Origin of the sequence: Bremerella sp. JC817, from assembly GCF_040718835.1 — a bacterium.
Taxonomy (GTDB): domain Bacteria; phylum Planctomycetota; class Planctomycetia; order Pirellulales; family Pirellulaceae; genus Bremerella.
On the sequence record NZ_JBFEFG010000266.1, the window covers coordinates 310,617 to 323,941 of the forward strand.

The window sequence follows — 13,325 nt, forward strand, 5'->3', positions numbered from 1 at the left end:
CCAAGCGATTCCGCGGCAACGGGCCAGCAGGCAGCTACTGAGCGGACGAACGCGAGCCGCTTGGGCTGCCCCCGATTGGGTAGTCTTTCGGCAGAGGACGAGCCGCCGTGGTGAAACCGATCTCGTACAGATCGTCACGGACCGAACGGAAACTGGCATAGCTGTCAGGATACGTCCAGACCGTGATCGTCGTGCGACCTGGATCGAGCGACGCGATGATGTCGCGGAATCGTGAACCAGGTCGCAAGGCTTCTTCCACTGGGAAGCCGACCTCTTCCGATTCTGGCTCGAGGGTGAAGTTCAGCAACTCGACACCGCCGCGGGTTGCGGTGCCAAGTGCTGTATCCATTTCGTACGAACGATTCACCAACGTATATTCCATGATGAAGCCATTCATCGGACCGACGCGTGAAACCGCTTTGCCGTCTCGGCGAGCGCGATCGAGATGGTTGCGTGCATCGTTCTTCATCGCTTCCACGAGACGCTCCATCGGTACGTACGAGATTCGTCCATTCTTCAACCGAAAGTGTTCTTCCTGACCGAAGACCGTCTTGGCCAGCGGCGTCGGGTAGTGAGCCAGCTCTTTCACTTCCGGTTGATATTGGTGGATGCTCTCGATTTGATCGTACATCTGCTCGAGCTGCTGCGTGATCTGAAGCAGTTCGCGCTGTTGCATAACCTCTCGTTGCTTGCTGTCAGAAAGCTCGCTTTGCTTTTGATCCAGCGTCGATTCGGCCGAAGTCAAAAAGAGTTGCAATTGGTTGCGTTCTTCAAACGCCAGCTTGGCCTGCTCTTGGGCCTGCATGATCTGGTTCTGGATCGAAGCGATGTCCTGGGCGACACCATTCAGTTCTTCCAGCGACGGACCTCGGGGCTCGGGTGGCGTTGGCGGGGCGAGCTCCACCGGGGGAGTCGCGGATCGGGCAGGGATCGAAAGAGTCGGCGGTTCAACCGACTCGGTCTTGCCTGCGGCGGCATCGACGATGGCATCTCGCGCGGTGATCCCCACGACCATGATCAAAATGATCAGAATGCCAACGAGGTTGGTGACCACGTCGAGAAACGAATCGAGGTTAGGGGCGTTCTGATCGCCGCTCGACTTCTTCGCTGGACGTCTCACTTGCGTTTCACCTCGATACCGGAACCGTACAACAAAGTCTCGAGCTGTTGAGTCGCAGGCTCTCCGCCTGGTTCGATGGTCACTTCCAGCACTGGCTTCCAGTAGAAGTTTCGGCCGGCGATGCCCCAGCTATCGATACGAGTATGGATCAAGCGAACCAGCTTCTCGGTCGCTGCCTTCATATCCGCGTCCACCGGAACGGTTTCAGCAGGACCCAGTACGCCACGTTCTTGAACCAAGGTCATCTGCTGACCGCTAATCACCAGGGTGACCGGACGGGTGATGGCTGTGCTCTTCGGGCCAGCGTTCGGCAAGGCCCAGTTGCCACCACGTGTCGCCGCGATCGGCTTGGTGGACGAACGCGTTCCACCGGTGCCGCCAGAAACATTTTGTGGTGCCTGAGGCCCTGGTGGTTGAGCGTATGGCGAGCCCTGCCGGCCATCGGCGGTCTTTTGTTCAGGAGGAGCTTGCTGCGGATAGAACCCAGGACCGTTGGCCTGTTGTTCCATCGGAGGCTGGCTGCCTTCTTGCAGGTTGGTTGCCTTGCCGGTACCCATCTGCCCAGTCCCGCCGAACTTTTCTCCTTCGACGCCACTGGTGCCGTTAGCACCCTCGACGAAACGATTCTCGAGGAACGGTTCGTCACTGTCGCCACCGGCCGATTGGAAGCCGCCGTTGCGGCTGGCGACCAGGTACTGATCTTCGACGCGGCCATATTTCTTCGGTGCTGCCATGATGATGGCGATCTTGCGTCGGCGAGCCAGCTCGACTGTTTCAATCAAACGTTTGCCCAGCATGCGGTCGGCTGGCGGATAAGCCAGTTCGGTATCGTCGTCGACAAGTTCATAGCCGAACTCGTCGTCCCAGCCTTCCAGGGCTTCGCGGGCCGCGGCATACGACTCGGCTCCGCCAGGGCGAACGATCAACAGTGGGTAAGGGTTGCCTTGACCTGGCACGCCTTGCGATTGTCGGTATTCACGAATCGTCCGCAGCGAAGCCGCCAGCGGATTGCCAGGGCCGAGGGGCTCTTGGAAATCGTTGCCGGTCAGGCCGATGCCTTCCGGCTGAATGATCACGCGATCGGCGGTGCACTCGATGTAGATCGGCTGGCGACGCGTGCCGCTGCGGCCATCGTAAGGAACGAGGGCATAGGCTGGCTTACGCCCTTCAGCGTCTTTGCGAGCCTTTTCCAGTTCGGTAAGGGCCTGGTTCAGCTCTTGCTGCAGCCGCTGCTTTTGGGTTTCAAAGTCGTCGGCACTACCGGTGACGTTGCTGGTTTCCCCTTCCAGCACGGCAATGTCGCCTCGCAGTCGCTTGATCTTCTCGGTCAAGCGATGGCTATGGTCTTCGAGACCGGACAACTGCAAGCGGACATCCTTCAACTGAGCGAGACGCTGCTCGCGCAGTTGCTGAAGTTCGGCCATCTTGTCGGTGTAATCGACCTGCGGTTGCGGTGCAGGTGTTTCCACCGGTGGCTCTGGTTGTTGAGGTTCTTCAACCGGAGCCGGGACCGAAAGGGCCGGCAGTTCGACCGCGACCGCTTCCGTTCGGGCCTGCAAGACCATCACCACAAACAGCACGATTAGTGCTCCCATGGTGCAGATCAGGACGGCCAGGAAGGGAAACAGCGAGATCTCGACCGTATGTCGTGCTGAACGACGTCGACTCACGCGGCTTGACCTTTGTCCTTGCGATCGAGTTGAACCGCGTTGTGCCCGGTGCCAGACATACGCGAGTTAAGCAGATGGATCGTCGCGGCCAGGCTTTGCACCGTTTCTTCAAAGTGCTGCTTGCCGGCGAGCGAAGCAAGATTACGGTTGAGCGAGTCTTCGAGGCTGGCCACTTCGCCAGTCGCTTCGACGACTTTCAAAAGGATCGTGCCTTGTTCGGTCATTTGTTCATGCTGGGCATGAATGGAGGAACTGACCTGGTACAACGCGTCGACCACGCCATTGAGTTGCTCCGACGAACGCTGCATCGAATGCTGCTGGGCCGAGGCCAAGGCTTCGGCATGCGTCTTCAGCGATTCCGACAATGCGTTGTGCAGTGCGGTTTCCATTTGATCGGTGCTCGTCGTCAGCAGGCGTTGCCAATGCTGATGAGCGGTCGACACGGTGTCTCGCCAAAGTTCGGTTTGGCGAACGACCAGATCTTGCGTCGTTTGAATGGTGCGTTCGGCCATCTTCTTCACGGCCAACACACTTGGATCGGTAGCACTGCCTTCGGTTTCGAAGCGTGCGGTCAGCTCGTCGGCGGCCAGTTGGTCGACGCTGCTCAAGATTTCCGATTCAATGCGACCGACCACGAACTGAGCGAACATCAGGCCGATGCTCAAGGTCAACGCGAGTGCCGTCGTATCGAACGCGACACTCAAGCCTTGCAGCAGGCTTTCCATCGCGACCTTAGGTTCATTCACCAGGGCTTCTGGCGACAGATTACCCAGGGCCAGCGTGATACCAATAACGGTACCCAAGAAGCCGAGCATTGGGGTGGCCCAGATCACGATCCGAACCATCGAGTAGTCGTGCTCGCACCTTTCTTGGTCGATATCGGCCAGGTACTTCATCTCATCCTGCAGGCCGGCCGCGGTTTGGCTGGCATGGACATGACGAAGTCCTTTCGACAACCGCTGAAACAGCAGCGTCGGGTGAAGCGACTCAGGCAATTGATAAAGACATTCCAGCAAGGCTGGAGCATGTTCGATCTTGGATCGGCCATTCTCTTGGGGAGGCAGATCGACGTGGCTCAACGAGCGGAACTCGCCAACCAACTGGCCTGCCTTCAACAGCAAGGCGGCGACACCCACCATGAACATCCCGACTTCCGCGTATTCGACCGGGTGAGCGGTGACATAACGCAGCAGCGAATGTTGGGGAATGACGCCAAAGTGAATGGCACCATAAAAGAGAACCGTCAGGGCGGAACCGATCAGAATCGGCCAACCGAGCTTTGCGGCAATCGACTGGGAAATCTTGGGGGCGTCCGTCTGTTGCACAATCGAACTCCTTCTCGATATGGCACCGCTCGTCCCGGGGTAGGAAGGCGGAACAATAGGGAAACTCGCGTTAATCGTTAGAATCGACATTTCGACCCTCAACAGATCAGACAAAATTCCAAGTCGTTTGCTGCAGGTGTTGGTCTGGGTAGAAAGGGAGGGTTGCGGGGCTCCGTTGGAATTTTCGAGATTCAAGCTAAAAGAGCTTCAATACGATCGCTCCGACTGCCGATAACTCTTAGCGTCGGGGCAAATGACACCTCGATAACCTCCGCATAACAGCGGACTTACCTAAAAAGACAACGCACGTAAGTGTGTTTGAATTAAATCCCGGGGGGGAAATGAATGTTCGGCCGACGGATTAGTCCGTCGGCCGATGTTCTTTCTTGACTAAGTTTTTTCTCCCCCGTTCGCCAACGCAATCTCGTCGCGAGCATTCTCCCCGAAATGGCGGCTTTCTCGCAGAGATTTCTCCCGCCGCCGTCAATGCATCGATATCGCTGTTTGTCGGTTTCCGGCCCGCTGGTAAACTCCCGACTCTCCGGAAAATAGGGCCTGATGGGCTTGCTTTCCACCCGACCGGGTGTTGAGGTCCCCCATATCTCCCTAACCAACCGTCAGATAAATAGTTGCATCTCGGAAATGGGCTTCTAGAATAGGTCATAGAGGTCCGATTCCGTAAATCGCGTGATCTAGGTGATTTATGTGGAAGTCGATCCTCTCGGCGGCTGTGGTAATGGTCGCTGTGATGCTCTGCGTAGAACTTTTCCGTGATACCTCATCTGTATTTGCCCAGAAGCAGGCCGGGCTACCGGTCTCGGCCGGTTTGGTCGTGCATTCAGCGAAGTCGGATGACGGTGGCCAGTTGATGATTATGGTCGACCCTGAGACGAGGGTGATGGCCGTATATCACGTCGATGGAAACAACGGAAAAGTTTCCCTGCGCAGCGTTCGCAACTTACAATGGGATTTACTCATCGAGGAATTCAACGGGGGCACTCCTAGCCCGCGTGAGATTCGCACATTGCTCAATCAGTCGTAGGGCGCCGCGTTGGTCTGTGGCTCTCTACGAGGTTGGTACCTTTGGGAGCCATCATGGCCGACTATATTCCGCTTTCTGACTTTGCCGCCAAGCTGGGCGTTTCCGAAGAGACGATTCAAGATCTGCGCGAACGTGGTAAGCTTCGTGCCTTCCGTGACGGTTCCAGCTGGAAGTTCAAGGAAGACGATCTCGATAAAGCTCGCTCGATCATGGCCGAGGAAGGTATTGGCATCTCGGACGCCGGAAGCAGCGACAGCGAAAGCCAGGAATTCGAGCTGAGCGGTATTTCGGATCCTGAAGAAGGTTCGTCCGGTTCGATGGACAGCCTTTTGATCTCGGACGTAGGTGACGGCGATGCCGGCTCGTCCAATATCATTGGCGACGACTCTGATAGTTCGCTCAACCTCGATAGCGACATCGGTCTGGGCGACTCTTCCAGCAGCATCGACCCAGCCGCCGAATCAAACCTCAGCAGTCTTTCGCTGGGTGAAGGTTCCGACATTCTGGAAGGCTCGTCGATCAACAAGCCTGTCGACGAAGATGAATTCAGCCTGGCGGATGACGACGACGAAGAGCTGAGCCTGGTCGACGACGGCAGCGACGCAAACATTGACCTCGGTTCGGAACCATCCGATCCAGAAGGCACCGGCAGCGGTTTGAGCCTCGGTCTGGAAGATGACTCGCTCGACCTTGGTACCAGCGGTATTGGCCTGGAAGACAACGACAGCAGCGGCGAGCTGACCCTCGACATCGAAGATGACGAAGACAGCAGCATGGACCTGTTGGTCAGCGAAAGCGACCTCGGTCTGGCCGACGACGAAGTCTCGGCAGACGATGGCAGCGAAATCAATCTGATCGACGACGACAGTGGCGTCGGTCTGGCGGCTGATTCGGCAGACGACAGCGAGTTCTCCCTGTCGAGCGGCGACAGCGGCCTGGAACTAATCAGTGCCGACGACGCCGAAGAAGTCGCTGTGGCAGCAAGTGCTGGCGATGACGACGATGGTATCGAAGCCCTGGGCGGCGGTGCCGAAGCCGACTTCATGCTGACGCCGATCGAAGGGGATCTGGAAGACGACGACAGCGGATCGCAGGTGATTGCCCTCGATTCCGACTCGATGTCGTCGGAATCGGGTCTATTCGGTAGTTCGACCCTGGAAGGGGGCGACTTCGGTGGTCTGGGCGATGCAGGCGATGGCCTGGAGGCTGACGAGCCAGCGATGGCTGGCACCAGTTCCAGGGCGGCGGCTCCGGTTGCAGCAGCTCCGGCGGAAGTCCCTTACTCGCTGATGAACGTCCTGAGCCTGGGGCTTACCGCGGTTCTGATGATCGGTTGCGGTCTGATGGTCACCGACCTGATGTGGAACATGTGGAGCTACAACGAGCCTTACGCTCTGAGCAGCACCCTGATGGATGGCGTGCTGAGCATGCTTCCGTAAGCGATTCGTCGCGGAAATAATCGAAATCCAGACAGCCGTGGTTCGAGCTTCTTCGATCCACGGCTGTCTTCGTTTCTGCCCGAAGTTCCGGAACGGCAAAATCGGAACCTCGAATCGGCTGTTCTGGGCCATCCCACCCCAAAGACCATGTATCCGTCCGGGGGCGGGGCGCTATAATAGAGAATAGTTTCGGCATGCAGCGACATACGCTTATGCGTAAGTCGTTCGCTGACGAGACGTTTTGGCCAAGTGATACCTGAAGATCGGGCCCCGCTTCCCGGTGTTCAACCCCCTGATAAACAAACGAAGCCGCGAACGTGGTGCCGCTGCCGTGGCTAAGGGTGAAGATCCTTCCTATTCGGATTCCCGAAACCACAATCCTGCCGGTGCGCTGGCGTTGGCGTGCTTCCTGACCTCCATGGAATAGAACGTGGCAAGACCCAAACTTGTCTCCCCAGATCAACCACTGCCGATCCGGGTACTGCTTCATATCTACGAGTTTGCCGCTTCCCTTAGCCTGGCCGTGGTGCTGCTAAGCTCGATGGCAATTGCGTTGATCTATGCAACCTTTGTCGAAGCAACCTTCAATACCGACGTCGTGCAGTTTTACGTCTACCGCTCGTGGTGGTTCGGGCTGATCTACGGACTGCTGGCGGTCAATATTTTTTGCGCGGCAGCGATTCGCTATCCCTGGAAACGGCATCAGACCGGCTTCGTGATCACGCACATCGGTCTGCTGATGTTGCTGCTGAGCGGTGCCATCAGCCGGACCAAGGGGATCGACGCCCAGGTTCACGTTTGGGAACACGCTTCGTCAGAGCTTGCGTTCGACAATGCTTATTACTTTGATCTGCGGATCGATGACAATCCTCAATCGAATCCCCTGGTGATGGCCGATCCAGCCACGATCGAACGGCACACGATCAACTTCGAGCCTGGGATGTTCAACTGGTCTGCCTACGACGACGGCTTCGCCAACTGGAAAGTGGCCGAACCGGAACTGGCCCGCTGGTTCAAACCGGTTTTGTATTCCTCGATGCGGAATCGTGCCGGCAACGTCTTGTTCAACCAGGACGACGTGAAGTTGGAAGTGCTGGACTACTATGCCGACTGCAACTGGTGGGAAAACACGCCGACCGTGCAGTTGATGATGAGCATGCCCAAGACCACCGAACGAGCCGCCGATGGAACGATGAAGCCCGTCGGCGAGCAGTGGGTTCCGATTCGTATGTCGGTCTTCAAGGCACCGCAGCAGCCGAAGTACAAGTACGGCATCGGCGATAGCCAACGCAGCGGCGGTGGCAACATGACCTTTCACATGGCCGGCAATCGCGCCGCGACGGAAGCCTTCCTCGAGTGCGTGCCGGAAGAAGGTTCGATTGGCGAAAGCGGCCAGCTCATTCTGTACGCCGGTGGCAAGAAAACGGTGATCCAGGTTCAAGAGAACTTACAGAAAGAACCGCAGCCGCTGGAAGGAACCGACCTCAAGTATCAAATCAAAGCCTACTACCCGACGGCCCAGCTCGATCAGGTCGATGGGCAAGAGTTTGCCTGGGTGGAAGTGCCAGAAGAAGAAGGTGCCGAGCCACGCAATCCGACCGTTGTGGTCGATATCTTCGAGGAGGACAAAAAGGTCGATCAGTTGACGCTGCTGGCGAACATGCCGCAGATGAACATGCAGGGCTTCGAGTCGGATGTCTATGGCCACTACTGGTACGACTTCGGCGAGAAAGACGTGGCCGAGTTGATGCGTGGTGGGGAAGCTGGTTCGCGAATCGATGTGATACAAGGTGTCGCCAAAGATGCGACCGATCCCGATGCCCCCGAATCGAAGCGTGTTTTCTATCGCTATTGGAATCGTAAGGCGGTTGTCGCTTCCGGCGAGCTCGATGAAAAGGGAACCGAAGCCAGCGCGGTCGATGCATTCAAGATGCCATTCGCCACGCTCAAGATGTATGTCAAAAGCTTCGTCCCTTCCGATAAGCCGAAGCCGCAGCCGATGCCGGTTGCCTTTGGTGTCTCGGGTCCGATGGGCAATACGCCGGCCGCGAAGGTCCGTTTGACCGTCGATGGGGAATCGGAAGAGTTCTGGCTCCGGGCTCACATGAACGAACCGGATGTCGGCCTTGGTGAAGGCTCGACGCTGCACACCGTAAAAGTGGGCGATCGCCAGGTGAAGCTCTCGATGCCGATCCAGTCGTACCCGATCGGTTTCCGCATTCATCTCGATCAATTTGAACGTCGCCTCGATCCTGGCACGTCGCAGCCGTCGCACTACTCGAGTGACGTGCAGTACATCGATCGACTTCACGACCGCTATGTGATGATGCTGAAGCAGGGCAGCGATCAGATGGAAAAGATCGAAGTGCCTGCTTCCCGCAATCCAACCTACGTGGGACGTCACGGAGAGTTTCTGTATTGGATCGACGATACCGAGAAGTCGCAGGCCATCTACGCCAAGAACCTGGGCGACGCGTCCGAGCCCGCCTCGGAACTGATCCGCTCGGCAGGCAAGAATCCGCGGAACCTAGTCATCGACGTCGAAGGAGGCAAGCTGTGGTGGTTGTCGAAACAGCCCAACCGCCTGGCTCGTGGTGATGTCGACGTGTTGATGCAAGCCAATATCGCTGGCGGTAGTCTGCGTGCGATTTCGATGTTCGAGCGTTCGCCGCGCGGGCTGGCCGTCGATTCCCAGGCCGACTGGGTTTACTTTGGCAATCCGGCTACCAAGTCGATCGGTCGCATGAAGACCGACGGAACCGAAATGGATGTCGAATGGCTGAAGGGAACCGGCGTGGTCACCAGCCTGGTGGTCGATCCGTCGGCCAAGCAGATTTACTTCACCGATGTCACCAACAGCGCGATCGGCAAGTCGTCGACCGAAGAGCCTCGCGTGTCGTACGTCTACACCTACACCAAGAAGGGGCATCCCAACAGTCTCGCGATCGATACCGACCGCCACATGCTGTTCTGGAGTGACGATACGCCGAACGGCATCGATCCGTTGGCTCGCAAGAACCTGAGCGATCCAAGTCTCGATCGCAGCAAGCCGCAAGAGATCAACACGGTAATCTATGCGTATGATTTGAAAGGCAAGTCGCGCGAGCCCGCCCGGCACGAAGCTTCGCTGTTGAGCAAGCCGGACGGACTGGCGGTCGATGTCAAGAGTGGCGATTTGTATTTCACGCAGACCGCACTGTTGAAGCGTGATATCTGGATCACGATGAACGCTCCGGACGACTTTACGGAACCGGCTGGTCGACGCGATCTGCGTATCTTCCAGGAATCGTTCGATGGTCCTTACCTGGCTGGTACGCCGCAGTATCGCGAGTTCGTGCCGAGCCGCAGCAACGACCCAGAAGTCTATAAGTCGGTCTTCTCGGTCAATTACGATCCGGGCACAGCGCTTCGTTATTGGGGCTGTCTGTTTGTGATCGGGGGCATCGCGTGCATGTTCTACATGCGTGCCTATTTCTTTAAGACAAAACGTTCGACTGATCCCGAGGCCCGAGCGAAAGCTCATCCGGCCAAGATCGAGTCAGAAGTGGTTTCGCGATAATGACTGGTAATGCAATGAAAAACAGTATCCTTCAAACGACCTGGATCGCAGCCCTGGTGCTGTGTGGCAGTTTGCTGGCAAGCAGCACGGTCAACGCCGCCGAGGCCTTTCCGGATGACATCTGGCGACAGATCCCGGTCTATCATCACGGCCGCGTGAAGCCGATGGATGCGTATGCCCGCCAGGTCACCCAAAAGATCACCGACTTCAACAAGTCGAAGCCCAAGTTCAATCTGGTCGATTACTATACCGCTGAAGAGCTGAAGAGCCCTGAGCTGGCCGGCGCGCTGGAGATTTTCCCTGAAGGCAAAGAACGCAAGTTCACGCCTAGCCAGTTGCTTTACGATTGGCTGGTCCGTCCCGAGAAGTGGGAACGCGTTCCGTTCATCTACCTCGGCCGGGAAGACGTTCGCAAGGAACTCGATCTGCCGATCAACAGTCCCAACAGCATCAAGCTGAACTTCGTTTCGCCGCACGAGATTGCGACGTCGGTCAAGCTTCGGGAATACCTGCTTGGTATGAACAAGCGGCGAGAGGAACAAAAGACACCCGGCGATCTCGTTGAGACCGCCATGGATACGCACATCTGGCGAGAACTGCTGTTCCGCTACGGAGTATTCCGGGAAGTGACGCTTGATCCGCTGAAGGACATCGTCTCGACCGGCCCACTGCCTGCCCCAGGTCATCGTGATCGTTTCGTTGGACAGGTCTATGTTGCTGGTAAGCTTATCTTTGGCGAGCCTGGCGAAGAACGTACTCTGCGTGATCAGTTAGAAACGCTGCAGCAGTTTGGTGGCGCGCATCCATTGAGTGTTGCGTCGAAGGAACTGCTTGAATCGTACGACGAGCTGTTTCAGTTATCGCGAGATGCCTGGGTTAATCCGGTCGATTTGTTGGCAGATGAGTCACCAGAGATTTTTCTTCCCGAACATCCACCGACCGTCGAGGAAGCCGAGCCGGTCGTTCAGCGTTTTCAGGATGCGGCCAATAACCTGGCCGACATCCTCGAGCAGCAGCGTGACAATGTCAACGACAGCACCACGCTAAGCGACGACGAGTATGACAACATCAAGCCGATGTTTCAGTCGATGCTGGTTCGCGTGAGAGATCTGGAACACATGGCGTTGGAAACCCACTTGGGGCTCTATGAAAACGCCAACGCCGCCTCGAATAATTCGTCGACAGCTATGGATCGCAGCGGGAATCACTTGCAGATCGTGCCTTCGCTCAACCCTTTCGCGCTGAGCAAGTCGCGTGACCCGAAAGACCTGTCGCAGCCATGGCTTGGCTTGACGACCGTGCTGTATGGTTCCGATGCGGTGCTCAGCAAATACGACATGTCGCTCATCAAAGCGGTACGTGCCAATTGGAAGGCAACCAAGCAGGCCTATCTGGAAGGCAAAGACGTTCGTACTCCGATGGAAAAGCTGTCGCAGAGCCTGCAACGTCTGGGCGATGTCGATACCGAACAACGCGTGGCCGTGTTGGAAGAAACAATTGGGGCCGACCAGCGCGATCCAGGCATCCTCGCCTATACCGCGTATCCGCCGGCCGGAAGCTATCGAATCGCGACCGAAGTTCGTTACAACACGATGGACCCATTCATGTACGCCTGGGTCTTCACGTTCATCGCGACCATCGGTTTTGGTCTGGCTTTCGCCGTGATGCGTAAGCCAATGTTCTGGACCGGCGTGCTGTTCTTGGTGCTGGGCATCATCTGGTCGAGCTATGGCTTCTACATGCGAGTCGTCGTGACTGGTTGGGCACCAGTGACCAACATGTACGAAACGGTCATCTTCGTGCCGTGGGTTGTCTGCACGTTAGGCCTGGTGTTCCTGATTTTGCCACTGATCGAACGAGGTCGCTTGGGTGCCTGGCGTGCGACGGCGATTCCTTACACCTGGGAAGCCGCTCCGCTGGAACGTAGCCAACTCGAGATGTTCGCACCGAGCGTCTGGAGCATCTTCAATTGGTGCTCAACGTTGATTCGTGTTCCGGTGATGATCGGCATGTTCAATTTCATGACGATGCAGCCGGTCTACGATGGTAATCGCCCGATCATCAACCTGACCGACTTCTGGGAACAGTCGAGTGCGCATGGTCCGATCTATGCATCGATCTTCTTTCTGGTGAAAGTCTTAGTGCTCGCCTTGAGCTTGTGGTACATCCCGCGTCTGCTGGTAGCTGCCGTGGCTTTGCCGCTGTTCTGCGTGTACGACTGGTTTGCCGTCGATAAGAACCTGGGCGATCGGTTCTCGAAGACCTATCAGCGAAACTACTACGGTCTGGCCGCCGCCGCGTGCGGAACGTTTTTGCTATGTGTGGCTTCGATTGCTCCGATTGTCGACACCGGTTCTTCCCGCGTGCTCAATACCGAGTTCTCGCCGCTTCAGCCGGTGCTTCGCTCGAACGTCTGGCTGACCATTCACGTGCTGACCATCGTCGCCAGCTACGGGGCAGGGATCCTGGCATGGGGCCTTGGTTGGTTGGCCCTGGGCTATTACATGTTCGGCAAGTATCGTGCTCCGGTCATGGCCAGCCCGCTGAATGAAGGCCTGGCACCTGCCCATGCTCATGGACCGCAGATGAGCTATCGTCCGCCGGAAGAATGCTTCACGCTCGGACAGCAATGTTACCGAGCGATCCAGGTCGCCGTGCTTTTGCTGGCTACGGGAACGATTCTGGGTGGTATCTGGGCAGACGTTTCCTGGGGCCGTTTCTGGGGCTGGGATCCGAAGGAAGTCTGGGCGTTGGTGACGCTGTTGATCTATGTCGCGATCCTGCATGCCCGGTTCGCCGGCTGGTTCAACAACTTCGGCCTGGTCGTGGGAACGATCATCGGCTTCTCGGCGATCGTCGGAAGTTGGTACGGGGTGAACTTCCTGTTGCCGCTGTTCAAAGGTGGCGACGCCGTTGGTCTGCACTCGTACGGCAGTGGCGGTAAGGGAAGTGAAATCATGGTGATGGGTTTCGTCGCTGCCAACTGGGTCGGTTTGGGACTAGTCGCATTGCGATTCCAGCTATCCAAGCTGTCAGTGGTCGACGACAACGAGATCAAAGAAGTGGTCATCAAGACCGACCTGCCAGAGCCGAAGGACGACACCGGGCTGGCGAACGCCCCGTAGCCTTCGTTCACGAGACGCCAGGGGAATTCGCCCCTGGCGAATGGC

Annotated in this window: 7 protein-coding genes; 4 read left to right on the forward strand and 3 right to left on the reverse strand. The window is 57.2% G+C overall.

Annotation, left to right across the window (positions count from 1 at the left end):
- Window positions 1–34 precede the first annotated feature (34 nt).
- From AB1L30_RS08680 to AB1L30_RS08690, 3 genes are read right to left on the reverse strand one after another with little or no spacing between them, the layout of a single operon-like run.
- A complete protein-coding gene (locus tag AB1L30_RS08680; protein WP_367013022.1) occupies window positions 35–1,120 on the reverse strand; it encodes a hypothetical protein in 1,086 nt (361 codons plus the stop codon).
- Window positions 1,117–2,790 (reverse strand): hypothetical protein, encoded by a 1,674-nt coding sequence (locus AB1L30_RS08685; RefSeq protein WP_367013023.1) that lies wholly within the window; start codon window positions 2,788–2,790, stop codon window positions 1,117–1,119. The genes AB1L30_RS08680 and AB1L30_RS08685 overlap by 4 nt, the downstream gene beginning before the upstream one ends.
- On the reverse strand, window positions 2,787–4,115 hold the full coding sequence (locus AB1L30_RS08690; protein WP_367013024.1) for a MotA/TolQ/ExbB proton channel family protein: 1,329 nt from the start codon (window positions 4,113–4,115) through the stop codon (window positions 2,787–2,789). The genes AB1L30_RS08685 and AB1L30_RS08690 overlap by 4 nt, the downstream gene beginning before the upstream one ends.
- A 703-nt stretch (window positions 4,116–4,818) precedes the next feature.
- Here AB1L30_RS08690 and AB1L30_RS08695 point away from each other — a divergent pair.
- The 4 genes from AB1L30_RS08695 to ccsA all read left to right on the forward strand — a co-directional run bounded on the left by AB1L30_RS08695 (window position 4,819) and on the right by ccsA (window position 13,280).
- Window positions 4,819–5,157 (forward strand): hypothetical protein, encoded by a 339-nt coding sequence (locus AB1L30_RS08695; protein WP_367013025.1) that lies wholly within the window; start codon window positions 4,819–4,821, stop codon window positions 5,155–5,157.
- 53 nt (window positions 5,158–5,210) lie between these two features.
- Window positions 5,211–6,596 carry a helix-turn-helix domain-containing protein gene (locus AB1L30_RS08700; RefSeq protein WP_367013026.1) on the forward strand — a complete coding sequence of 462 codons (1,386 nt, stop codon included), beginning with the start codon at window positions 5,211–5,213 and terminating at the stop codon, window positions 6,594–6,596.
- 430 nt (window positions 6,597–7,026) lie between these two features.
- On the forward strand, window positions 7,027–10,155 hold the full coding sequence (locus AB1L30_RS08705; RefSeq protein ID WP_367013027.1) for a hypothetical protein: 3,129 nt from the start codon (window positions 7,027–7,029) through the stop codon (window positions 10,153–10,155).
- A gap of 14 nt (window positions 10,156–10,169) precedes the next feature.
- Complete coding sequence (ccsA, locus tag AB1L30_RS08710) at window positions 10,170–13,280, forward strand: cytochrome c biogenesis protein CcsA (RefSeq protein WP_367013028.1); 3,111 nt, start codon at window positions 10,170–10,172, stop codon at window positions 13,278–13,280.
- Window positions 13,281–13,325 lie beyond the last annotated feature (45 nt).

Coding starts and splice junctions, on each gene's coding strand:
- AB1L30_RS08695 (WP_367013025.1), top strand. CDS start 4,819: ATGTGGAAGTCGATCCTCTCGGCGGCTGTGGTAATGGTCGCTGTGATG.
- AB1L30_RS08700 (WP_367013026.1), top strand. CDS start 5,211: ATGGCCGACTATATTCCGCTTTCTGACTTTGCCGCCAAGCTGGGCGTT.
- ccsA (WP_367013028.1), top strand. CDS start 10,170: ATGAAAAACAGTATCCTTCAAACGACCTGGATCGCAGCCCTGGTGCTG.